Origin of the sequence: Enterobacter sp. RIT637, from assembly GCF_019718755.1 — a bacterium.
Lineage (GTDB): Bacteria > Pseudomonadota > Gammaproteobacteria > Enterobacterales > Enterobacteriaceae > Enterobacter.
The window spans coordinates 129121-150788 of record NZ_JAIHAZ010000004.1 but is presented as its reverse complement, the minus strand read 5'-3'; the positions used below and the strand labels follow the sequence as shown (position 1 = coordinate 150788).

The window sequence follows — 21668 nt, the reverse complement described above, 5'->3', positions numbered from 1 at the left end:
TAAGAAAAATCGGCGCAATTCTAACAGTCCAGGCAAACGTTTGCGAGCCTATTCTGGACGTGGGGATCTTTTTTTCTGCGTGCTCCGGGAATGCAGCCAAACTTGACTCTGTTCACGAAAATGAAACCGGTTTCTGAGAACTGCTTGCAACGGGTATTCCCTTTGCACATCATCGAACTGAAACCGGTTTCTGTAATTGTTTTTGCAGAAAATAACGCAGAATGAGGGAAAGCGAATGTCAGGATTTAAAGCAGGTTTTCTGTGGGGTGGGGCCGTAGCGGCGCACCAGCTGGAAGGCGGCTGGAAAGAGGGCGGCAAGGGCGTGAGCGTGGCCGATGTCATGACCGCGGGCGCGCACGGCGTGCCGCGTGAAATCACCAACGGCGTGCTGGAAGGGAAAAATTACCCTAATCACGAAGCCATCGATTTCTACCATCGCTATAAAGAAGACATCAAACTCTTTGCCGAGATGGGCTTCAAATGTTTCCGTACCTCCATCGCCTGGACGCGTATCTTCCCGAAAGGGGACGAGCTTGAGCCTAACGAGGCTGGCCTGAAATTTTATGACGATCTGTTCGACGAGTGCCTGAAGCACGGCATCGAACCGGTTATCACGCTTTCCCACTTCGAGATGCCGTTCCACCTGGTCACCGAATACGGCGGCTGGCGTAACCGAAAGCTGATCGACTTCTTCGTGCGCTTCGCAAAAGTGGTGTTCCAGCGCTACCAGCATAAGGTGAAGTACTGGATGACCTTTAACGAGATCAACAACCAGGCCAACTTCCACGAAGACTTTGCCCCGTTTACCAACTCTGGCCTGAAATACGCGCCCGGTGAAGACCGCGAGCCGGTGATGTTCCAGGCCGCGCACTATGAACTGGTGGCCAGCGCCCTGGCGGTGAAGGCGGGGCGCGAGATTAACCCGTCGCTGCAGATCGGCTGCATGATTGCCATGTGCCCTATCTATCCGCTGACCTGCGCCCCGGACGATATGATGATGGCGATGAACGCCATGCACCGCCGCTACTGGTTCACCGACGTGCACGTGCGCGGCAGGTACCCGCAGCATCTGCTCAACTACTTCGAACGTCGCGGCTTCGCGCTGGATATTACTAAAGAAGATAAAGCGGCGCTGACGCAGGGCTGCGTGGACTACATCGGGTTCAGCTACTACATGTCCTTCGCCACCAAGGCGACGGCGGACAATCCGCAGCTGGACTACGACGAGAGCAAGAGCCTGGTCTCTAACCCGTACGTGCAGAAATCCGACTGGGGCTGGCAGATTGACCCGGTGGGGCTGCGCTACTCCCTGAACTGGTTCTGGGATCACTACCAGCTGCCGCTGTTTATCGTTGAAAACGGCTTTGGCGCGATTGACGTGCAGGAGAGCGACGGCACGGTGAACGACCAGTACCGTATTGATTACCTTTCCGCGCATATCCGCGAGATGAAAAAAGCGGTGGTGGAAGACGGCGTAGATCTGATGGGCTACACCCCGTGGGGCTGTATCGACCTGGTGTCTGCCGGTACGGGCGAAATGAAAAAACGCTACGGCTTTATCTTTGTCGATAAAGATAACGAAGGGAACGGCACGCTGAACCGCAGCAAGAAGAAGTCGTTCGACTGGTATAAGCAGGTGATTGCGAGCAACGGCGATAACCTGTAATTGTCGGGTGGCGCTAACGCTTACCCGACCTACACTACACGTAGGCCCGCGTAAGCGCAGCGCCACCGGGCAGAACCCACACTTAAGCCGGAGACGTATCTCCGGTTTTTTGTCTTTGCTTGATCCCTGTCAAGCAACATGGGTATGGCCTAATCCGAAAAAAGCGGTATAATCCCGCGATTTTTTTGCGGATGCCACCTCAGAGGAGAAAGAGAATGAAGATTGTGGAAGTGAAACACCCACTCGTTAAACACAAGTTGGGCCTGATGCGTGAGCATGACATCAGCACGAAGCGTTTTCGCGAACTGGCTTCTGAAGTGGGCAGCCTGCTGACCTACGAAGCGACCTCCGATCTGGAAACGGAAAAAGTGACCATCGAAGGCTGGAACGGCCCGGTACAGGTTGAGCAGATCAAAGGTAAGAAAATTACCGTTGTGCCAATCTTGCGTGCCGGTCTCGGCATGATGGAAGGCGTGCTGGAGCACGTCCCAAGCGCACGTATCAGCGTGGTGGGGATCTACCGTAACGAAGAAACCCTTGAGCCGGTTCCTTACTTCCAGAAGCTGGTGTCTAACATCGACGAGCGTATGGCGCTGGTGGTTGACCCAATGCTGGCAACCGGCGGTTCTATGATCGCCACCATCGACCTGCTGAAAAAAGCGGGCTGCAGCAGCATCAAAGTGCTGGTGCTGGTAGCGGCACCGGAAGGGATCGCGGCGCTGGAGAAAGCGCACCCGGACGTTGAGCTGTATACCGCCTCTATCGACCAGGGGCTGAACGAGCACGGGTACATCATCCCGGGGCTCGGCGATGCCGGCGATAAGATCTTTGGTACGAAATAATCGAATAACGATAAATAAGCCGACTTTGATAGTCGGCTTTTTTTTGAATAAAACACCAACAATACTACACAGAGGAAAACACTATGACGCGCCGTGCTATCGGGGTGAGTGAAAGACCGCCGCTTTTACAGACTATCCCGCTTAGTTTGCAGCACCTGTTTGCCATGTTTGGCGCAACCGTGCTGGTGCCAATCCTGTTCCACATTAACCCGGCTACCGTGCTGCTGTTCAACGGCATCGGTACGCTGCTGTACCTCTTCATCTGTAAAGGCAAAATCCCGGCGTATCTGGGGTCGAGCTTTGCCTTTATTTCGCCGGTGTTGCTGTTGCTGCCGCTGGGTTATGAGGTCGCGCTCGGCGGCTTTATCATGTGTGGCGTGCTGTTCTGCCTGGTATCCTTCATTGTGAAGAAAGCGGGTACCGGCTGGCTGGACGTGATGTTCCCCCCTGCGGCGATGGGCGCAATCGTTGCCGTTATCGGTCTGGAGCTGGCGGGCGTTGCGGCGAACATGGCCGGCCTGCTGCCTGCTGACGGCCAGTCACCGGATTCCAAAACCATTATCATCTCGCTGGTAACGCTGGGCGTGACGGTGTTTGGTTCTGTGTTGTTCCGCGGCTTCATGGCGATTATCCCGATCCTGATCGGCGTGCTGGCGGGCTATGCGCTCTCCTTCGCAATGGGCGTTGTGGATACCACCCCGATTGCCGAAGCGCACTGGTTCGCGCTGCCAACCTTCTACACCCCGCGCTTTGAGTGGTTCGCTATCTTCACCATTCTGCCAGCCGCGCTGGTGGTGATTGCGGAGCACGTTGGCCACCTGGTGGTGACGGCGAACATCGTTAAGCGCGATTTAATCCGCGACCCGGGCCTGCACCGCTCCATGTTTGCGAACGGTTTCTCCACCATCATCTCCGGTTTCTTCGGCTCTACGCCAAACACCACCTACGGTGAGAACATCGGCGTGATGGCGATTACCCGCGTCTACAGTACCTGGGTTATCGGCGGTGCGGCGATCATCGCCATTATGCTCTCCTGCGTCGGCAAGCTGGCGGCAGCGATTCAGATCATCCCGGTGCCGGTGATGGGCGGCGTTTCTCTTCTGCTGTACGGCGTGATCGGTGCCTCCGGTATTCGCGTGCTGATTGAGTCCAAAGTGGATTACAGCAAGGCGCAGAACCTGATCCTCACCTCCGTTATCCTGATTATCGGCGTGAGCGGTGCGAAGGTGCACATCGGTGCGGCAGAGCTGAAGGGCATGGCGCTGGCGACCATCGTGGGCGTGGGCCTGAGCCTGATCTTTAAGCTGATTTCCGTTCTGCGTCCTGAGGAAGAAATTCTGGATGCTGACGACAGCGAAAAAGCGCCACATTGATCCTTTAACCGGGTGGACGATCCGCCCGGTTCTCTCCTTGCAGGTTCCGTGCTAAACTCCGTTCCGATTTTATGTAAGATCTGGTTGAGGTACTTCTGAACGGACCGGCACAGCTCTCTCTGCCACTTTATCTCCCTGACGACGAAACTTTCGCGAGTTTCTGGCCGGGTGATAACCCCTCTTTACTGGCTGCACTGCAAAACGTGCTGCGCCAGGATCACAGCGGATACATCTATATCTGGTCACGCGAAGGCGCGGGGCGCAGCCACCTGCTGCATGCCGCCTGCGCGGAGCTTTCGGCGCGCGGTGACGCGGTAGGCTATGTGCCGCTGGATAAACGTACCTGGTTCGTGCCTGAGGTGCTTGAGGGAATGGAACATCTCTCGCTGGTCTGCATCGATAATATCGAATGCGTGGCGGGTGATGAGCCGTGGGAAATGGCGATCTTTAACCTCTACAACCGCATTCTGGAATCGGGTAAAACCCGGCTGCTGATCACCGGCGATCGTCCACCGCGTCAGCTGAATCTGGGGCTGCCGGACCTGGCGTCTCGTCTGGACTGGGGACAAATCTACAAGCTCCAGCCGCTGTCGGATGAAGATAAGCTTCAGGCGTTACAGCTGCGCGCAAAGCAGCGTGGATTTGAGCTGCCGGAAGACGTAGGCCGCTTCCTGCTTAAACGGCTTGATCGCGAAATGCGCACGCTGTTTGACACGCTCGACCAGCTCGATCGCGCCTCTATTACCGCCCAGCGCAAGCTGACCATTCCGTTTGTGAAAGATATTCTCAAGCTTTGAATTTGCTCGCCCGGTGGCGCTGCGCTTACCGGGCCTACAAAAAAATCGCCGCACTTTGTAGGCCGGGTAAGGCGCAGCCGCCACCCGGCTAAAGATCTCCCATTAAATGCTCAACAAGCAGTGGAATCGGTCTTCCCGACGCCACGCTCCGTCCGTTTTCACGCCACAACGCCGTACCGCTGATATCCAGATGGGCCCACGGAATGGTCGGCGGGCAGAAGTGATGCAGCAGCCACGCCGCTGAGGCGCTGATCGCCGCATTGTTGGTCGGCGTGTTGCACAGGTCGGCAATCGCGCTATCGGTTTGCTTTTTCAGCCGGGCGTCCAGCGGCAGGGACCACACTTCATCGCCACTCTGCTTACCCGCCAGCGTCAGCGCCGCGCGTAGCGGTTCATCCTGCGTCATAAGCCCGCTCAACTCATATCCCAGCGCCTTCACGACCGCACCGGTTAGGGTCGCCATATCAATAATATAGCGCGCCTGCGGATGGCGCTGGCTGGCCCAGGCGATGGCGTCTGCCAGCACCAGTCGGCCTTCGGCATCGGTGTTGTTGATTTCCACCGTGGTGCCGTTGCAGGCCGTTGCCACTGTGCCGGGCTGCATGGCGTCCGGCCCGATGGCATTTTCCGCCAGCGCCAGCACGCCCATGATGCGAACGGGCAGCGCCAGCTCTGCGACGGTCAGCATCAGCCCCAGCACGTTGGCCGCGCCGCACATGTCGTATTTCATGGTGTACATGCCCGCGCCGTCCTTCAGCCACAGGCCGCCGGTATCGAAGGTAATGCCTTTGCCCACATAGCAGCGCACCGGGCCGTCGTTGACGCCGTCATAATGAATCGCCAGCAGACGCGGCGGACAGGTCGCCCCTTTGCCGACGGCATGAAGCAGCCCGAGACCTTGCTCAACAATTTGCTTTTCATCCAGCACGTCACACCGCAGGGCGGGGAAGGCGGCACACAGTTTTTGCGCCTCTTCGACGACAAACTGCGGCGTGCAGCGGTCGGACGGGATATCCGCCAGACGTCGCGCCGCGACCATGCCGTAGGCGATGGCCTGCTGCTGGCGGAAAATAACCGCCAGTCGGTCCTGCTGTTCGGGTAAGCAGAGCGCGGTGATATGTTCAAGACGGACCTTGTCACTGGTTTTCTTCAACTGCAAATCGCTTAGCCCGTGCGCCTGATTAAAGAGAAAACGCAGCACCTGCGCCAGCACCACATCGTCGATATCAGTCACATCGAGTATCACCTCGGGACTGACGGGCGAGGCCAGCAGCGGGCGCAGCGCCGTCAGTAATCCTTCGGTCAGGCTGTCCTGCCAGAGAGCATCCGGCAGCAGGGTGATCCGGGCAAACGGGGCGCAGCCAAAGCGGGTATCTGCGATGCCATCAGACTCGCGCATTTCCGCGACAAGCGCATTTTGCGGCAGAAACTGACTGCTCGCGCGGGCAATCAAATGGCTTTGCGGCTTCGCGTCAGAAAGCGCGGTGATAAACTGATACGTAATCATTACTGCTCCTCAATCGGCGCGCGGATCCGCGCGGCATAGGCCTGCATCCACTCATCGTCTACCGCGTGAAAATGCGTTTTCTCCCGCAGGCGTTCGGTACGAAAAACGGTGAGGGGCTGGCGAGCCGTCGCCACCACGAACGAGAAGGTTTTGATGTTGGTGGCGGCACCAAATTCGCCCCTGTTGTTCATGCATACCACGGAAAGATCGCCCACGCGGCCAAAGCGCGACATCAGCTTGTCCTCCAGTTCGAACACCACGGAATCCGCCGCCTGCTGCGGCGTCATACCCTGCGCCATCCGGCGGACGATTTCGTAGCTGGTGCAGCCTTTCATCAGATCTTCACCGACGCCCGTGGCGGTGGCGGCACCGGTTTCGCTGTCGCAGTAAAAGCCGGAGCCAATAATGGGGGAATCACCAATGCGGCCGCGTTTTTTCATAAACAGCCCGCTGGTGGAGGTGGCGACGCTCATCGAACCCTGTTTATCGAGGCCGATAATGCCGACGGTGTCATGTCCGTCGTAAGGGCTTAAGCCCTTATCCAGCGTTTCGCGGCAGCGCTTGCGGTAGTGCTGCATGGCGCGGTCGGTGAGCATGGTTTTGTCGGCAAAGCCCTGGCTCAGCGCCCATTCCCGCGCGCCCTGGCCGACCAGCAGGCTGTTGTAACGCTGGCGGCTGAGCGCGTGAGCGACGCGCACCGGGTTGGCGATATCCACCAGGTTGCCCACGGCGCCAAAGGACAGCGTGTCGCCGTCCATATAGGCGGCATCCAGCTCCACCTCGCCGTTTTCGGTAGGCAGTCCGCCGTAGCCGACGGATTTATAAAACGGAAAGTCCTCGACGGCGGCGACGGCATCCACCACCGCCGGGGCGACAGGTTTGCCCGCAGCCAGCGCAGACGCAGATTCCGTGACGCCTTCAAGCGCCATTCTCCAGGTCGCGATAATTCCCCACATGCTTTACTCCTGTTTTGCAAGGGTGGTGTCGGTTTGCGTAACGGTGGCCATTTCCGCCGCGCGGTACTGTTTGTCCACGATACGCATGAAAGGCAGGTACAGCATGGCGCCAATCAGCAGGTTGATAAGCTGCATCACGCTGCCGCTCAGGTGCCCGGTGACGATAAAACCGCTGATGACCGGCGGCAGCGTCCAGGGAATAAACACCCCGGTGGTGACGGCAACCGCGCCAATCTTCATCGCCGCATACTGCACGGTAACCAGCACCAGCGGCACCAGGTTGAACGGGATAAGCATGATCGGGTTCATGATCACCGGCAGGCCAAACAGAATCGGCTCGTTGATGTTAAACACCGACGCGCCCGCGCCGAGGCGCGCCACTTCGCGCATGTTTTTACTGCGGGCGAAAATCAGCATCGCAATCACCAGCGACAGCGTGGCCCCCGCACCGCCCATCCAGATCATGTCAAAAAACTGTTCGGTGATAATGTGCGGCGGCGTCGTGCCTGCCTGAATCGCCGCGATGTTGTCGGTCTGGTTCTCCATCCACAGCGGGCGAATGATGCCGTTGATCATCGAGCCAGAGTTAATGCCCACTGACCACAGAATGGTGATGCTGAACACCGTCATCAGCGCGCCAAAGTATGAAGTGCCGTAGTGGCGCACCGGCGTGGCAACCACGTCGTAAATAAACTGGTGGATGGTGTTGTAGTGGGTGTTTTCAAACACGATGCGGATACCCAGCACCAGAATCATCACCAGCAGAGCAGGGATCAGCGCAGCGAACGACTCCTGGACCGCTGGCGGCACGCCGTCCGGCATTTTGATCACCAGTTTTTTGCGCTTCAGCCAGCAGAACAGCTCCGTCCACAGCAGGGAACCAATCATCGCCACGAACAGCCCTTTGCTGCCAATCCACTCCACCGGAATGACGGTAATACCGCCGTTTTCCGCCACCTTAATAAACGGCGTGAGGATCAGAAAGGCGACCAGCGAAAGAATGCCGCAGGAGATACGGTCTTCCCCGTAGTGCTCCGCCAGACGGAACGCCACCAGGAAGCTAATGAACAGCGACATGGTGGAGAACACCGCGTTGAACGGGATTTCAATAATGGCGCTCCAGCTCTCACCAAAGGCCTGAGACATAAACTGCTGATAGGTTTGATTCGGGAAAGAGGAGATCACCAGCAGAATAGAGCCGACGATGATAAACGGCATGAATGACACGTAGGCGCCGCGAATGGCCCCAAGATGACGCTGCTGGGCCGTTTTGGCCGCCAGCGGCATCAGTTTTGCTTCAAGAAATCCCAGAACATTGTTCATTGTGAACTCCGTACAAGATTGAGTGGCGTTGTTTATGTTATGTCTGTGGATTATCAGTGAAGCGCGGCGAGCGAAAGGTGAAATCGGTCACAAAGCGTTCGCTGGTGTTATATAAATCTCATATGATTAGTTAATGGAATTATCGGGATGGAAATTAAACTGCACGCTAATGCCACCACCACGCCGCGCATCCGTCGCTATCTTCAGCAGTCAGATAAAAGCGACAGAGAGCTTGCCGTTGAGCTTGGGATCTCGGTCACTACCGTCAGGCGCTGGCGTAACCGCGAGCAGGTTTCGGATAAGCAGACGACACCGAAAGTGATACACAAAGCGATGAGACAAGAGCAGATCGCACTGGTGAATGCCCTGCGTGACGTCTCGGGCGCGCCGTTAGATGAATTGCTGCAGATGGTCAATGACGTGCTGGGGATCCCCGTTTCCCGGGCGACATTGAATCGCTACCTCAAACCGGCATCCGCAAAACAAAAAGGGGCTCCGTTGCAGGGGAAAAAGGCGCTGAAGGCAGGCATTATGCCGCACGCGCTGACGCTGCATCATCTGCCTTTGTCGCTGCATATGGACGATGGCGGGGAGCAACACCTGCTCTGGGCGCGTGAACCGATGAGCGGCTGGTGCTATGCCCGGCTTTATGCGGGACTCTCGCCTCAGCTCCTTAACACCTGGACGCAGGCGCTGCTTGATGCCTGCCCGGCTGATATCCAATCTATTGAGACTTTTGGTTTTGAGGTGACGCCATCGGCGCAGAACGTCGCTGTTAATACGCATCCACAAAAACAGAATGCGCTTCAGGTGGCGGTGCCATTACGCGATATTATTCCACGTGTGAATGATGAACCCGCAGGAAAGGTGCTGATCGCGCTGTGCGAGTTTTACAACCGGGGAAAAGCGCAGAAAAAACTGGGGGAAAGTACGCCGCAGGCCTTTCTGGAAGCGCTGCGGCATAAGGGCTAGAGGATCTCGAGCACGTCTTCCGGCGGACGTCCAATGCGCGCCTTGCCGTTCGCCACCACAATCGGGCGTTCAATCAGCTTTGGATTCTCAACCATCGCCTGCACCAGCTGGTCCTCTGACAAACGTGAGTCGTCCAGATTGAGCGACTTATACAGATCTTCTTTCTTGCGCATCAGCTCTCTGGCGCTGCCCATTCCCAGCATGTGCAACAGCTGACGAAGGGTTTGTGCATCCGGCGGCGTTTCGAGATACAGCACCACCTCTGGTTCAACACCGTTAGATTTCAACAGGCTGAGGGTATCCCGGCTCTTGGAGCAGCGAGGGTTATGGTAGATTTTTACCGCGTCTGTCATGTTTTTTCTTCCTTATTACATCTTTTCGTACGGCTTGAAGCGCTGCTGCAAAGCGCGCAGCTGATCGATGCGCGCATCGTAGCGGGCCTGCTGCAGGCTGCCGAGTTTGACCTGCGAGCTGGCGCTGCTCAGCATAGAAATGGCTTGATCGAGACGACCGACCAGCGCAAAGCCTTCGGCACGTGCCGCCAGCTCCTGATCGCGGTTACCGAGCTGGGCTTCAACCTGAGCGAGCAGATCCCAACCGTTTTGATCGTCTTTATTGTTAAAGGTGTAGCGGTTCAGAATGGTCGCCGCTTCGGCAGGCTGACCGCCCTGTAAGTAAGCGTTCGCCAGGTTAAGCTGCAACACCGGGTTGGTGCGAACGTCTTTTGCCCCTTTCAGGCGGTTGATGGCGTCGGTGGCTTTTTTCTGTCCCAGATCGATATCGGTTGAGAGGTCGAGATACCACGGGTTGTTTGGCTCGGCGGCCAGCAGCGGCTGCAGCGCTTTACGCGCCTCGTCATATTTACTTGCCTCCATCGCCTGCAGCGCCTGACCATACTGAGCCGCGTTTTTCTCTCGCACGTTGCCTTTGGAGAGCGCGTCCAGCAGATCGCTGGTGAGCTGGTTACGCCCGGAATTGTACATCCCCAGCGTTCTCACCTTTGCCATGTAGAAATCTTGTGAGGACTGCACCACAACCGGACGCATCTGGTTAGCTCGGTTACGGGCGTCCGACAGTCGGCTTTCAGGCAGCGGGTGCGTCAGCAGGATTTCCGGTGGGCGTGAGGAGTAACGAGCCTGATCGAGCAGTTTTTCGAGGAAGCTCGGCATGGCCTGCGGGTCAAAGCCTGAACGCTGTAACACCTGAATCCCGATGCGGTCCGCTTCCTGTTCGTTTTGCTGGGTAAAGCTGATCATCCCCTGACGCGTTCCCGCCAGCGTACCGGTCAATGCCGCCATCCCGGCCTGCGGGCTGGCCATCGCCAGCAGAATGGAGCCCAGCGCACCCACCCAGGTCAGCGGGGCGTTACGTTTCTGATCTTCCATCGCACGCGCCAGATGACGCTGGGTAACGTGCGAAATTTCGTGCGCCATGACGGATGCCAGCTGGCTTTCGTTATCGGAATAGCGGAATAACGCCGAATGGAGCACCACGTTACCGCCAAAGAAGGCGAAGGCGTTGATTTCGTCGTTATTAATTAAATAGAAGTGGAAAGGGGTTTTTACCGAGTCGGCGTGCGCGACCAGCCGCATGCCCAGGCCATTGATGTACTGCACCAACAGCGGGTCATTGATCAGCGGCGCGCTGCCGCGCAGCTGGCGAACGTAGTAATCACCCATCTGCATCTCCTGACCGATGGAGAGCGTGCTTCCTGCTGTGGTACCCATGTCCGGCAACGAGTCGGCCGAATCAGCGAAGGCGGGTGCTGCCTGACCGACAGTCAGTGCGGCGATAAGTGTCGCAACCAGTGTTTTTCTCAACTGCCTGAACATAACCACTGTCCTGTATTTTGGATGTGTCAATTTGACCGATGAACCGGCATATCGTTCATCTCCACTGACTTGCGAGTGTAGCCGTGTTGCGACATGAAGAAAATCCCATTCATCAGGGTTTTGCGAATCGTTACAGTGATACAAAAAGCGAAAGTCTTTTTTGTGACAGTTAGATACAATTCAGCTCTCACTCCCGCCATTCGATTCAGGGAAGGGTTGTATGCTCGAAATGTTAATGCAGTGGTATCGGCGTCGGTTTAGCGACCCGGAAGCCATTGCTTTGCTGGTTATTCTGGTTGCCGGGTTCGGTATTCTGTTCTTCTTTAGCGGCCTGCTTGCGCCGCTGCTGGTGGCGATTGTGCTGGCGTATCTGCTGGAGTGGCCAACGGCGCGTCTGGAAAATATCGGCTGTTCCCGCCGCTGGGCGACCAGCATCGTGCTGGTACTGTTTGTCGGCATATTGTTACTGATGGCATTTGTGGTGATGCCGGTTGCCTGGCAGCAGGGGATCTACCTGATCCGCGATATGCCCGGCATGTTGAATAAACTCTCAGATTTCGCCGCCACGCTGCCGCGTCGTTACCCCGCGCTGATGGATGCCGGGATTATTGATGCGATGGCCGAAAACATGCGCGCGCGCATCATGACGATGGGCGACTCGGTGGTGAAATACTCTCTGGCCTCGCTGGTCGGCCTGCTGACGCTGGCGGTTTACCTTGTGCTTGTGCCGCTGATGGTCTTCTTCCTGGTAAAAGATAAAGAGCAGATGCTGAACGCCGTCAGGCGCATTCTGCCGCGCAACCGTGGTCTGGCAGGGCAGGTCTGGCAGGAGATGAACCAGCAGATCACCAACTACATTCGCGGCAAGGTGCTGGAGATGATTGTGGTGGGTGTCGCGACCTGGATTGGCTTCCTCATCTTCGGCCTGAACTACTCGCTGCTGCTGGCGGTGCTGGTGGGGCTGTCGGTTCTGATCCCGTATATCGGTGCGTTTGTCGTGACCATCCCGGTGGTGGGCGTCGCGCTGTTCCAGTTTGGTCTGGGCACGGAGTTCTGGAGCTGCTTCGCGGTGTACCTGATCATTCAGGGGCTGGACGGCAACCTGCTGGTGCCGGTGCTGTTCTCGGAAGCGGTGAACCTGCATCCGCTGGTAATTATTTTGTCTGTGGTGATTTTCGGCGGGCTGTGGGGATTCTGGGGCGTGTTCTTTGCGATTCCGCTGGCGACGCTGATCAAAGCGGTCGTCCACGCGTGGCCGGATGTGCCGGCGGTGGAAGAGAAGTAGTTTTGCCGGGTGGCGCTGCGCTTACCCGGCCTACTGATCCTTGTAGGTCGGGTAAGGCGAAGGCGCCACCCGACACTCACTTTCAGGCACTTTGTTTCAACCAGCTCAACACCACGTCGTGGTGGTTGCTGGTTTTGAAGTCGTCAAACACGTGCTCAACTTTACCGTCAGCGTCAATCAGGAAGCTGATGCGGTGAATACCGTCGTAGGTTTTACCCATAAAGGTCTTTTCACCCCAGACGCCGAACTGCTCGCATACCTGGTGATCTTCATCGGAAAGAAGCGTGAAGTTCAGGATCTCTTTTTCCGCAAATCGTGACAGTTTTTCTGGCTTGTCCGTGCTGATGCCCAACACTTCTACACCGGCTTTTTTCAACTCATCCATGTTGTCGCGCAAGCCGCAGGCCTGTACGGTACAGCCGGGCGTCATGGCTTTCGGGTAGAAATAGACCAGAACACGCTGTCCCTGGAAGTCGGTCAAATTTACTTGCTCGCCGTCTTGATCCGGCAAGCTAAATTTCGGTGCGATGTCACCGGCTTTCAGTGGATTCATTACTCAACTCCATCCTGTTCGTGCTGCGAATAATTTACGACGCTTATACTGCCCTGCGCGTTTAATTCTGTACAGAGGGCTTTGAACGCTTGCTCGATATTTGACGCATCCTGTGATGCAGGGCTGTGTGCGGTAATTTGAATAAACAGCACCGGAAGAGCAGGGTCATCGCTTGGCTGCGTACGGGAAACCAGCTCGGCAATGTTCATCTGATGGCTGTCAAAAAGCGCCGTAAAACGCTCAATCAGATGCGGTGAATCAGGCACTTCAACCTGCACCCAGACGGTGGACGGCAGTGCCGGACGCGGGCGCGCGGTGGTGCGCTTCATGACAATCAGCAAATCCAGCTCGGCACCCTTCAGCGGCAGGGTTGATTCAATCAACGTAATGGCGTTCCATGTGCCGGAAAGCAGCATAATAAACGTGAACTCATCGCCAAGCATAGCGAGACGGCTGTCTTCAATATTACAGCCGCAGCTGCTTACGTGGCGGGTGATGGTGTTCACGATACCCGGCCTGTCAGCACCCAGCGCAGTGATAACCAGGTAATGTTGTGATGAGGTTGTCAAACCTGTTCTTCCTTTGCTTGGTTAAGTCTTCCTAAGGAAAGCATAAAAAAAACATGCATACAACCGCCTGAGCGCCTCAGGTCGCTTGCTTTTATTACAGTTCCAAACGTAACATTGAGGCTCTTGTTCGCACAGAGGATGGCTCATGTTCACGGGAAGTATTGTCGCGCTTGTTACACCGATGGATGAAAAAGGTAATGTCTGCCGGTCAAGCATGAAGAAGCTCATTGATTACCATGTCGCCAATGGAACCTCGGCGATCGTTTCGGTAGGGACTACCGGTGAATCCGCAACGCTGAGCCACGACGAGCACGGCGATGTGGTTATGCTGACCCTGGAGCTGGCTGACGGACGTATCCCGGTCATCGCAGGAACTGGGGCTAACGCAACCGCAGAGGCTATCAGCCTGACTCAACGTTTTAACGACAGCGGCATCGTTGGCTGTCTGACCGTCACGCCTTACTACAACCGTCCAACTCAGGAAGGTTTGTTCCAGCATTTCAAAGCCATCGCAGAACATACTGACTTGCCACAAATTCTGTATAATGTGCCGTCCCGTACCGGTTGCGATATGCTGCCGGAAACCGTTGGCCGTCTCTCGAAAGTAAAAAATATTATCGGGATTAAAGAGGCGACAGGGAACTTAAGCCGCGTTCATCAGATCAAAGAGCTGGTTTCAGACGACTTTATTCTGTTGAGCGGCGACGATGCGACCGCGCTGGACTTTATGCAGCTCGGTGGTCATGGCGTGATCTCCGTAACGGCTAACGTTGCGGCCCGCGATATGGCGGAAATGTGCAAACTGGCCGCGGCCGGTCATTTTGATGAAGCTCGCGTGATTAATCAGCGTCTGATGCCATTGCACAATAAATTATTTGTCGAACCCAATCCGATCCCAGTGAAATGGGCGTGTAAGGAATTGGGACTTGTAGCATCCGACACGCTGCGCCTGCCAATGACACCGATTACCGACCACGGTCGTGAAATTGTCGCTGGCGCGCTGAAGCATGCCGGTTTGCTGTAAAGTTTAGGGAGATTTGATGGCTTATTCAGTACAGAAGTCGCGCCTGGCGAAGGTTGCGAGTGTTTCGCTTGTTATGCTGCTCGCTGCCTGTAGTTCGGACTCGCGCTACAAGCGCCAGGTGAGCGGTGATGAATCCTATCTGGATGCGGCGCCGCTTGCTGAACTTCACGCACCGGCTGGTATGATCCTGCCGATTCAAAACGGCGATTATAATATTCCCGTCACTAACGGCAGTGGTCTTGTCGGTAAAGCGCTTGATATTCGTCCACCTGCTCAGCCTCTGGCGCTGGTGAGCGGCGCGCGTACCCAGTTTACCGGTGATACGGCATCCCTGATGGTTGAAAACAGCCGCAACAGCACGCTGTGGCCGCAGGTTGTCAGCGTTATTCAGTCGAAGAACTACACGATTGATAAACGCGATGATGCGAGCCAGACGTTAACAACGGACTGGATCGAGTGGAACCGCCTGGATGAAGATCAGCAGTACCGTGGTCGTTATCAAGTCTCCGTTAAACCGCAGGGCTATCAGCAGGCGGTTACCGTTAAGCTGTTAAACCTGGAGCAGGCGGGTAAACCGGTTGCTGATGCAGCCTCCATGCAGCGTTACAGCACCGAAATGCTGAACGTCATTGCAGCAGGTCTGGATAAGAACGCGACTGACGCCGCTAACGCAGCGCAGAACCGCAGTGGTTCTTCCTACGACGTGCAGAGCGCGGCGGATGATACCGGCCTGCCAATGCTGGTGGTTCGTGCACCGTTTAACCAGACCTGGCAGCGTCTGCCAGCGACGCTGGAAAAAGTGGGCATGAAAGTGACCGACAGCACGCGTTCAACCGGTAGCATGACCGCAACCTACAAGCCGTTGTCTGACAGCGCTTGGCAGGAACTGGGCGCGAAAGATCCTCAGCTTGCCTCCGGTGACTACAAAATTCAGGTAGGTGACCTCGATAACCGCAGTAGCCTGCAGTTTATCGATCCAAAAGGTCACACGCTGACCCAGTCGCAGAACGATGCGCTGGTCGCTGTCTTCCAGGCAGCATTCAGCAAATAAATACAAGGGCTGGTGAATCCAGCCCTTTTTATTTTCGTGCTACGCAAACGTGTGCGTGGCATAATATGCCCAGTTTTGAACACAAATCATCACACCAGGAGTAATGAAGATGCAGAAGCAAGCTGAGTTGTATCGTGGCAAAGCGAAGACCGTATACAGCACGGAAAACCCGGATCTGTTGGTGCTCGAGTTCCGCAATGATACGTCAGCAGGGGATGGCGCACGCATTGAGCAGTTCGATCGTAAAGGCATGGTGAACAACAAGTTCAACCACTTCATTATGAGCAAACTGGCCGAAGCGGGTATCCCGACCCAGATGGAAGCGTTATTGTCCGATACGGAATGTCTGGTGAAAAAACTGGACATGGTTCCGGTTGAGTGCGTCATTCGTAACCGTGCCGCAGGCTCCCTGGTGAAGCGTCTCGGCATTGAAGAAGGTATCGAACTGAATCCACCGCTGTTTGACCTGTTCCTGAAAAACGACGCCATGCACGACCCAATGGTCAACGAATCTTACTGCGAAACCTTCGGCTGGGTGAGCAAAGAGAATCTGGCGCGCATGCAGGAGCTGACCTACAAGGCGAACGACGTGCTGAAAAAGCTGTTTGATGACGCGGGTCTGATCCTGGTCGACTTCAAGCTGGAGTTCGGTCTGTTCAAAGGCGAAGTGGTGCTGGGCGATGAGTTCTCCCCGGACGGCAGCCGCCTGTGGGATAAAGAAACCCTGGATAAAATGGACAAAGACCGTTTCCGTCAGAGCCTGGGTGGCCTGATTGAAGCGTACGAAGCGGTTGCTCACCGTTTAGGCGTTAAGCTCGACTAATCTCCTCAATTGCCAAAGGATATTCACATCCTTTGGCGTCTTACCCTTGTTTACTATGGTAATCCTGTCATTAACCGCCTACGATCATAGCTATTATTAATGGAATAGTTCGAGGTGGTTATGCGCTGGCAAGGGCGTCGTGAAAGTGACAATGTAGAAGACAGGCGCAGCAGTGGTGGTGGCGGCCCTTCAATGGGCGGTCCCGGCTTCCGGTTGCCCAGTGGAAAGGGCGGTATCATCCTGCTGATTGTGGTGCTGGTCGCGGGGTATTACGGTGTCGATCTCACCGGTTTGATGACCGGGGAGCCGCTCCAGCAACAGCAATATTCTCAGCGCTCCATCAGTCCGAACGAAGATGAAGCGGCCAAATTTACCTCCGTTATTCTCGCGACAACAGAAGAAACCTGGGGCCAGCAATTCGAGAAAATGGGGCGTACCTATCAGCAGCCGAAGCTGGTGATGTACCGCGGTGCGACGCGCACCGGTTGCGGTACCGGACAGTCCGTAATGGGGCCGTTCTACTGCCCGGCGGACAGCACTGTCTATATCGATCTCTCATTTTACGATGACATGAAAAGCAAACTGGGCGCCGACGGCGATTTCGCCCAGGGCTATGTGATCGCGCATGAGGTCGGCCACCACGTGCAAAAATTGCTCGGCATTGAGCCTAAAGTGCGCCAGCTTCAGCAGAATGCCTCCCAGGCGGAGGTGAATCGTCTTTCCGTGCGTATGGAGTTGCAGGCAGACTGCTTCGCCGGCGTCTGGGGCAATAGCATGAAACAGCAGGGCGTTCTGGAAACGGGCGACCTTGAAGAAGCGCTGAACGCCGCGCAGGCCATCGGCGATGACCGCCTCCAGCAGCAAAGCCAGGGGAGAGTGGTGCCGGACAGTTTCACTCACGGGACATCGGAGCAGCGTTACAGCTGGTTTAAACGCGGCTTCGACAGCGGTGATCCTGCGCAATGTAATACCTTCGGCAAAGCGATGTAATGTTGCCGTTTGAACATCTGATTAGCCAGCTCAGGCGTAAAGGTCATCGTCGTTTGGTTGTACTCACCGGCGATGCGCACTGGACATTGACGCAGGCGGTCGCCCTGCGCGATGCCCACCCCGGAGACTGGCTCTGGCTGGATGAACACCCGTCGAAAGCCATCAGCGGGCTGCTGGGGCGAGAGTTCCAGCACGCGGTTTTTGATGCTCGCGCGGGGTTCGATGTCGCGGCCTTTGCCGCCCTCAGCGGAACGCTGCGCGCCGGGAGCCTGCTGGTGCTGCTGGTTCCGCCTTTCTCCATCTGGGCGGAAACACCGGACAGCGACTCCGTTCGCTGGAGCGACAGCGCCGAGCCTATCGCCACGCCGCATTTTGTGCACCATTTCCAGCGCACCATCGCCGCCGACCCTGACACCATCCTGTGGTGCCAAAACCAACCGCTAGCGCTTCCTCCGTTTCCTGATATCCCTGACTGGCAGCCAGCCAGCGGCGACCCGCAGCGTGAGCAGGCTGACATTCTGCGCACGCTCATGGCTATGAATACGGGCGTCGTGGCGGTCACGGCCCCTCGCGGACGCGGAAAGTCAGCGCTTGCAGGAATGTTGCTCAGGCGTATTCCGGGCACTGCGGTAGTGACTGCACCGGCGAAAGGGGCAACGGATGTTATAGCCCGTTTTGCGGGAGAGCATTTTCACTTTATGGCGCCGGATGCGCTACTCGCTTCGACGCTTCAGGCCGACTGGCTGATTGTCGATGAGGCGGCCGCCATTCCGGGACCGCTTCTTGAAAAGCTGGTTGAGCGTTTTCCCCGCGTTCTGTTGACCACTACCGTTCAGGGTTATGAAGGAACCGGACGGGGTTTTCTGCTGAAGTTTTGCGCCCGGTTCAGCGGGTTGAAGTCTTTAACCTTATCAACGCCGGTTCGCTGGGCGGCCGGGTGCCCCCTCGAGCGGGTGGTGTCTGACATTCTGCTGTTTGACGATGCGCTCATCGACCAGAAACCGGAAGGTGACGTGCGTTTAACGTCGCTGGAGCCGCAAATGTGGGAAAGCAATCCGGCGCTTGTGGCAGGCGTTTATGAGTTGTTATGTGCCGCGCATTACCGGACGTCCCCGCTTGATTTACGCCGGATGATGGACGCGCCGGGCCAGCATTTTACCGTTGCTGAAACCGACTCAGCCCTCGCCGGCGCTCTCTGGCTGGTGGAGGAGGGCGGCTTATCCCCTGAGCTTAGCCGCGCGGTGTGGGCGGGATTTCGTCGCCCGCGTGGGAATCTGGTAGCGCAGTCTCTGGCGGCACACGGCGGCTCACCTCTGGCGGCGACGCTTAAGGGCCGACGGATCACGCGTATTGCCGTTCATCCTCATCGTCAGCGGGAAGGTATTGGTCGTCTGCTTGTTCGTAGCGCCAGCGGGGAGGATTATCTCTCCGTGAGTTTTGGCTATACCGACGAGCTGTGGCGCTTCTGGCAGCAGTGCGGCTTTGTGCTGGTGCGGATAGGCAGCCACCGCGAAGCGAGCAGCGGCTGCTTTACCGCAATGGCGCTGCTGCCGCTCAGCGAGGCGGGGCATCAGCTGTGCGGGCAGGCACATCAGCGTTTGCGGCGAGATGCCCGGGTGCTCTCGGCCTGGAATGGCGAAAAGATCCCGGTATCAGATGGCTGGGAAGCTACCCTTAATGATGACGACTGGCAGGAGCTGGCGGGATTTGCCTTTGCGCATCGTGCGTTCTCGACCTCCGTTGCAGCGTTAACCCGCCTGCTGTTAAATGTGGACATGCCCCTCCCGCTTTTGCGCGGTAAATTGGCGGGGGAAATGGAAAATACCGGGCAAAAATCCTTGCTGGCAAACCTGCGCAAAGAAACAGCTCAAGCGCTTGAAAGTCTTGATGAAACGCGCAGCCAGCAGTTGAAAGACGACATTTTGCAATGGCAATTTTTTCAATGACTTCATCAGTAAAGTGGCATGGTCATTACCCCAGAGAGGCGTAGAATCCTGCTCATCACTTAAGGAGATCGCCATGAAACACGACCATTTTGTTGTTCAAAGCCCTGAAAAACCGGCTAAACAGTTACTGCTGCTGTTTCATGGCGTTGGCGATAACGCCGTCAATATGGGGCAGATTGGCAGCTGGTTTGCGCCCATTTTTCCGGAGGCATTGATTGTCAGCATCGGTGGCGTAGAGCCATGTGGTCCGAACGGACGCCAGTGGTTCTCTGTTCAGGGTGTGACGGAAGAGAACCGTCAGGCGCGCATCGATGCCATCATGCCGACCTTCATCGATACCGTACGCTACTGGCAGCAGCAAAGCGGCGTGGGCGCGGACGCAACGGCGCTGATTGGTTTTTCACAGGGGTCAATTATGTCTCTGGAGAGCGTGAAAGCGCAGCCGGGTCTGGTTTCACGCGTCATCGCGTTTAACGGCCGCTTTGCGACGTTACCGACCAGCGCGACCACGCAGACCACGATCCACCTGATCCACGGTGGTGAAGACCGCGTGATTGAGCTCTCGCATGCGGTTGCCGCCCAGGAAGCGCTGATTCGCGAAGGTGGGGATGTGACGCTGGATATCGTTGACGAGCTGGGCCACGCGATTGACGACCGTAGCATGCAGTTCGCGCTCGATCGTTTGCGCTATACCGTACCGAAGCACTACTTTGATGAAGCGCTCAGCGGCGGTAAGCCGGATGATGATGATATTGTTGAGTTTATGTGAGGTTTCCCCCTCTCCCGGGGAGAGGGGAAGCTTAACGATTACTTCTTCTGGTCCTTTTTCGGCCAGTCGTCTTCATCGTCCCACTTATCGTTAAAATCACGATGTGGCGGAAGATCCGGTTTGTTGGCGAGAAACTTTTTATGGTCAACGCGCTTCAGATCTTTAATCACGTTCAGCAGCACGCCTACCAGAAACACCAACACCAGAATCCACCAGTACTTTGAAAGCCAGTCCATTCGCTAATCCTCTAAGCAGTCGTCAAGCGACGAGCTGCTCCATAATACGTTGATACATACGGGCCAGCAGTTGTAAATCTGCCGCGTTGACGCATTCATTGATTTTGTGAATGGTCGCGTTTACTGGACCCAGTTCGACAACCTGTGCACCCATACGGGCGATAAAGCGTCCGTCAGAGGTGCCGCCGGTCGTCAGCAGCTGTGGCTTAATTTCATTATAGTGTGCGATGGCGTTCACTACCGCATCCACCAGCTTTCCGCGCTGCGTCAGGAACGGTTGGCCGGACACCCACCACTCCACGGTATAGCGCAGCTGGTGTTTTTCCAGCAGTGCGATCACGCGGGCTTTGATCATCTCGTCGGTCAGTTCCGTGCTGAAGCGGAAGTTGAACTGGACAAAGAAATCGCCAGGGATGACGTTGTTGCTGCCGGTTCCGGCTTTGACGTTGGCAATCTGCATGCTGGTTGGCGGGAAGAATTCGTTGCCTTTGTCCCACTCTATCTCTACCAGCTCGTTCAGCATCGGCGCGGCGCGGTGCACCGGGTTGTCGGCCAGGTGAGGATAGGCCACGTGCCCCTGCACGCCGTGAATGGTCAGATTACAGGTCATGGACCCGCGGCGACCGTTTTTCACGACATCTCCCACCACTTCGGTGCTGGATGGCTCGCCCACCAGGCAGTAGTCCAGACGTTCGTTACGCGCCATCAACGCGTCAACGACTTTTACGGTACCGTTGTGCGCGCTGGCTTCTTCGTCAGAGGTGATCAGAAACGCGAGACGATTTTTATGATTAGGATGCTGGGCAACGAAACGCTCTGCGGCCACGACCATGGCCGCCAGTGAGCCTTTCATGTCTGCCGCACCGCGGCCAAACAGCATACCGTCGCGGATGGTGGGTTCGAACGGGGGATTGATCCAGCGGTCTGCATCACCCGCGGGAACCACATCCGTATGCCCGGCAAACGCCAGCGTTTCCCCCTGGCCGCGCCAGGCCCAGAAGTTCTGCGTATCGCCAAAATCCATGCGCTCAACGGTAAAACCGATGGCACGCAGACGCTCAATCATTAATGCCTGACAACCTGCATCGTCCGGGCTAAGGGAAGGACGGCGGATAAGCTGCTGAGTCAGCTCAATGACCGGGCATGACATAGAC

At 56.5% G+C, this 21668-nt stretch carries 21 protein-coding genes; 12 read left to right on the top strand and 9 right to left on the bottom strand.

All coding sequences use genetic code 11. From position 1 onward, the window contains the following. Window positions 1–235: 235 nt before the first annotated feature. The 4 genes from K5E19_RS09410 to K5E19_RS09395 all read left to right on the top strand — a co-directional run bounded on the left by K5E19_RS09410 (window position 236) and on the right by K5E19_RS09395 (window position 4678). Window positions 236–1666 (top strand): 6-phospho-beta-glucosidase, encoded by a 1431-nt coding sequence (locus K5E19_RS09410; RefSeq protein ID WP_221550968.1) that lies wholly within the window; start codon window positions 236–238, stop codon window positions 1664–1666. A 215-nt stretch (window positions 1667–1881) separates the two neighbouring features. Continuing rightward, window positions 1882–2508 (top strand): uracil phosphoribosyltransferase, encoded by a 627-nt coding sequence (gene upp, locus K5E19_RS09405; protein WP_008501641.1) that lies wholly within the window; start codon window positions 1882–1884, stop codon window positions 2506–2508. 83 nt (window positions 2509–2591) lie between these two features. Further along, complete coding sequence (gene uraA / locus K5E19_RS09400) at window positions 2592–3881, top strand: uracil permease (protein ID WP_221550967.1); 1290 nt, start codon at window positions 2592–2594, stop codon at window positions 3879–3881. Between the two features lie 95 nt (window positions 3882–3976). After that, window positions 3977–4678 carry a DnaA inactivator Hda gene (locus K5E19_RS09395; RefSeq protein ID WP_211438414.1) on the top strand — a complete coding sequence of 234 codons (702 nt, stop codon included), beginning with the start codon at window positions 3977–3979 and terminating at the stop codon, window positions 4676–4678. An 88-nt stretch (window positions 4679–4766) separates the two neighbouring features. On the opposite strand, the gene K5E19_RS09390 is transcribed toward K5E19_RS09395, so the two are convergent. From K5E19_RS09390 to celB, 3 genes are read right to left on the bottom strand one after another with little or no spacing between them, the layout of a single operon-like run. After that, the gene (locus K5E19_RS09390; protein WP_221550966.1) at window positions 4767–6185 is read right to left on the bottom strand and encodes a M17 family metallopeptidase; all 1419 of its coding nucleotides are present in this window, start codon (window positions 6183–6185) and stop codon (window positions 4767–4769) included. Continuing rightward, window positions 6185–7141 carry a N(4)-(beta-N-acetylglucosaminyl)-L-asparaginase gene (locus tag K5E19_RS09385; RefSeq protein WP_221550965.1) on the bottom strand — a complete coding sequence of 319 codons (957 nt, stop codon included), beginning with the start codon at window positions 7139–7141 and terminating at the stop codon, window positions 6185–6187. The genes K5E19_RS09390 and K5E19_RS09385 overlap by 1 nt, the downstream gene beginning before the upstream one ends. Before the next feature lie 3 nt (window positions 7142–7144). Next, complete coding sequence (gene celB, locus K5E19_RS09380; RefSeq protein WP_221550964.1) at window positions 7145–8464, bottom strand: PTS cellobiose transporter subunit IIC; 1320 nt, start codon at window positions 8462–8464, stop codon at window positions 7145–7147. 147 nt (window positions 8465–8611) lie between these two features. On the opposite strand from celB, the gene K5E19_RS09375 reads away from it, so the two are divergent. Beyond that, the gene (locus tag K5E19_RS09375) at window positions 8612–9436 is read left to right on the top strand and encodes an XRE family transcriptional regulator (RefSeq protein ID WP_221550963.1); all 825 of its coding nucleotides are present in this window, start codon (window positions 8612–8614) and stop codon (window positions 9434–9436) included. Here the strand turns inward: K5E19_RS09375 and arsC are convergent. Together arsC and bepA are read right to left on the bottom strand one after the other, a co-directional pair. Continuing rightward, on the bottom strand, window positions 9433–9789 hold the full coding sequence (gene arsC, locus K5E19_RS09370) for an arsenate reductase (glutaredoxin) (RefSeq protein ID WP_221550961.1): 357 nt from the start codon (window positions 9787–9789) through the stop codon (window positions 9433–9435). The two genes, K5E19_RS09375 and arsC, sit on opposite strands and share 4 nt — an antisense overlap. Window positions 9790–9804: 15 nt before the next feature. After that, the gene (bepA, locus tag K5E19_RS09365; RefSeq protein ID WP_010433840.1) at window positions 9805–11268 is read right to left on the bottom strand and encodes a beta-barrel assembly-enhancing protease; all 1464 of its coding nucleotides are present in this window, start codon (window positions 11266–11268) and stop codon (window positions 9805–9807) included. Window positions 11269–11488: 220 nt separating this feature from the next. Between bepA and K5E19_RS09360 the strand changes: the two genes are divergently transcribed. Next, the gene (locus tag K5E19_RS09360; RefSeq protein ID WP_010433838.1) at window positions 11489–12553 is read left to right on the top strand and encodes an AI-2E family transporter; all 1065 of its coding nucleotides are present in this window, start codon (window positions 11489–11491) and stop codon (window positions 12551–12553) included. Between the two features lie 82 nt (window positions 12554–12635). Here K5E19_RS09360 and bcp read toward each other — a convergent pair whose 3' ends face one another. Both bcp and K5E19_RS09350 read right to left on the bottom strand, forming a co-directional pair. Further along, the gene (gene bcp, locus K5E19_RS09355) at window positions 12636–13106 is read right to left on the bottom strand and encodes a thioredoxin-dependent thiol peroxidase (protein WP_221550959.1); all 471 of its coding nucleotides are present in this window, start codon (window positions 13104–13106) and stop codon (window positions 12636–12638) included. Beyond that, window positions 13106–13675 (bottom strand): glycine cleavage system transcriptional repressor, encoded by a 570-nt coding sequence (locus K5E19_RS09350; protein ID WP_221550958.1) that lies wholly within the window; start codon window positions 13673–13675, stop codon window positions 13106–13108. The genes bcp and K5E19_RS09350 overlap by 1 nt, the downstream gene beginning before the upstream one ends. A 145-nt stretch (window positions 13676–13820) precedes the next feature. Here K5E19_RS09350 and dapA point away from each other — a divergent pair, with 145 nt between their 5' ends. From dapA to ypfH, 6 genes are all read left to right on the top strand, one after another. After that, window positions 13821–14699 (top strand): 4-hydroxy-tetrahydrodipicolinate synthase, encoded by an 879-nt coding sequence (dapA, locus tag K5E19_RS09345; RefSeq protein ID WP_089597856.1) that lies wholly within the window; start codon window positions 13821–13823, stop codon window positions 14697–14699. Between the two features lie 16 nt (window positions 14700–14715). After that, window positions 14716–15750 (top strand): outer membrane protein assembly factor BamC, encoded by a 1035-nt coding sequence (bamC, locus tag K5E19_RS09340; RefSeq protein WP_126544286.1) that lies wholly within the window; start codon window positions 14716–14718, stop codon window positions 15748–15750. Window positions 15751–15859: 109 nt separating this feature from the next. Then, on the top strand, window positions 15860–16573 hold the full coding sequence (purC, locus tag K5E19_RS09335; protein WP_010433825.1) for a phosphoribosylaminoimidazolesuccinocarboxamide synthase: 714 nt from the start codon (window positions 15860–15862) through the stop codon (window positions 16571–16573). Between the two features lie 120 nt (window positions 16574–16693). Then, window positions 16694–17563 carry a neutral zinc metallopeptidase gene (locus K5E19_RS09330; RefSeq protein ID WP_221550957.1) on the top strand — a complete coding sequence of 290 codons (870 nt, stop codon included), beginning with the start codon at window positions 16694–16696 and terminating at the stop codon, window positions 17561–17563. After that, entirely contained in the window at window positions 17563–19509 is a 1947-nt protein-coding gene (locus K5E19_RS09325; RefSeq protein ID WP_221550956.1) for a tRNA(Met) cytidine acetyltransferase TmcA, read from the top strand. The genes K5E19_RS09330 and K5E19_RS09325 overlap by 1 nt, the downstream gene beginning before the upstream one ends. A 73-nt stretch (window positions 19510–19582) precedes the next feature. After that, complete coding sequence (gene ypfH / locus K5E19_RS09320; protein ID WP_221550955.1) at window positions 19583–20278, top strand: esterase; 696 nt, start codon at window positions 19583–19585, stop codon at window positions 20276–20278. A gap of 38 nt (window positions 20279–20316) precedes the next feature. Here ypfH and K5E19_RS09315 read toward each other — a convergent pair whose 3' ends face one another. Together K5E19_RS09315 and dapE are read right to left on the bottom strand one after the other, a co-directional pair. Further along, a complete protein-coding gene (locus tag K5E19_RS09315) occupies window positions 20317–20514 on the bottom strand; it encodes a YpfN family protein (protein WP_000383991.1) in 198 nt (65 codons plus the stop codon). A gap of 22 nt (window positions 20515–20536) precedes the next feature. Beyond that, window positions 20537–21664: a succinyl-diaminopimelate desuccinylase gene (gene dapE / locus K5E19_RS09310; RefSeq protein WP_221550954.1), complete on the bottom strand. Its 1128-nt coding sequence runs from the start codon at window positions 21662–21664 to the stop codon at window positions 20537–20539. Window positions 21665–21668 lie beyond the last annotated feature (4 nt).

Coding starts and splice junctions, on each gene's coding strand:
- K5E19_RS09410 (WP_221550968.1), top strand. CDS start 236: ATGTCAGGATTTAAAGCAGGTTTTCTGTGGGGTGGGGCCGTAGCGGCG.
- upp (WP_008501641.1), top strand. CDS start 1,882: ATGAAGATTGTGGAAGTGAAACACCCACTCGTTAAACACAAGTTGGGC.
- uraA (WP_221550967.1), top strand. CDS start 2,592: ATGACGCGCCGTGCTATCGGGGTGAGTGAAAGACCGCCGCTTTTACAG.
- K5E19_RS09390 (WP_221550966.1), bottom strand. CDS start 6,185: ATGATTACGTATCAGTTTATCACCGCGCTTTCTGACGCGAAGCCGCAA.
- K5E19_RS09385 (WP_221550965.1), bottom strand. CDS start 7,141: ATGTGGGGAATTATCGCGACCTGGAGAATGGCGCTTGAAGGCGTCACG.
- celB (WP_221550964.1), bottom strand. CDS start 8,464: ATGAACAATGTTCTGGGATTTCTTGAAGCAAAACTGATGCCGCTGGCG.
- K5E19_RS09375 (WP_221550963.1), top strand. CDS start 8,612: ATGGAAATTAAACTGCACGCTAATGCCACCACCACGCCGCGCATCCGT.
- arsC (WP_221550961.1), bottom strand. CDS start 9,789: ATGACAGACGCGGTAAAAATCTACCATAACCCTCGCTGCTCCAAGAGC.
- bepA (WP_010433840.1), bottom strand. CDS start 11,268: ATGTTCAGGCAGTTGAGAAAAACACTGGTTGCGACACTTATCGCCGCA.
- K5E19_RS09360 (WP_010433838.1), top strand. CDS start 11,489: ATGCTCGAAATGTTAATGCAGTGGTATCGGCGTCGGTTTAGCGACCCG.
- bcp (WP_221550959.1), bottom strand. CDS start 13,106: ATGAATCCACTGAAAGCCGGTGACATCGCACCGAAATTTAGCTTGCCG.
- dapA (WP_089597856.1), top strand. CDS start 13,821: ATGTTCACGGGAAGTATTGTCGCGCTTGTTACACCGATGGATGAAAAA.
- bamC (WP_126544286.1), top strand. CDS start 14,716: ATGGCTTATTCAGTACAGAAGTCGCGCCTGGCGAAGGTTGCGAGTGTT.
- purC (WP_010433825.1), top strand. CDS start 15,860: ATGCAGAAGCAAGCTGAGTTGTATCGTGGCAAAGCGAAGACCGTATAC.
- K5E19_RS09330 (WP_221550957.1), top strand. CDS start 16,694: ATGCGCTGGCAAGGGCGTCGTGAAAGTGACAATGTAGAAGACAGGCGC.
- K5E19_RS09325 (WP_221550956.1), top strand. CDS start 17,563: ATGTTGCCGTTTGAACATCTGATTAGCCAGCTCAGGCGTAAAGGTCAT.
- ypfH (WP_221550955.1), top strand. CDS start 19,583: ATGAAACACGACCATTTTGTTGTTCAAAGCCCTGAAAAACCGGCTAAA.
- K5E19_RS09315 (WP_000383991.1), bottom strand. CDS start 20,514: ATGGACTGGCTTTCAAAGTACTGGTGGATTCTGGTGTTGGTGTTTCTG.
- dapE (WP_221550954.1), bottom strand. CDS start 21,664: ATGTCATGCCCGGTCATTGAGCTGACTCAGCAGCTTATCCGCCGTCCT.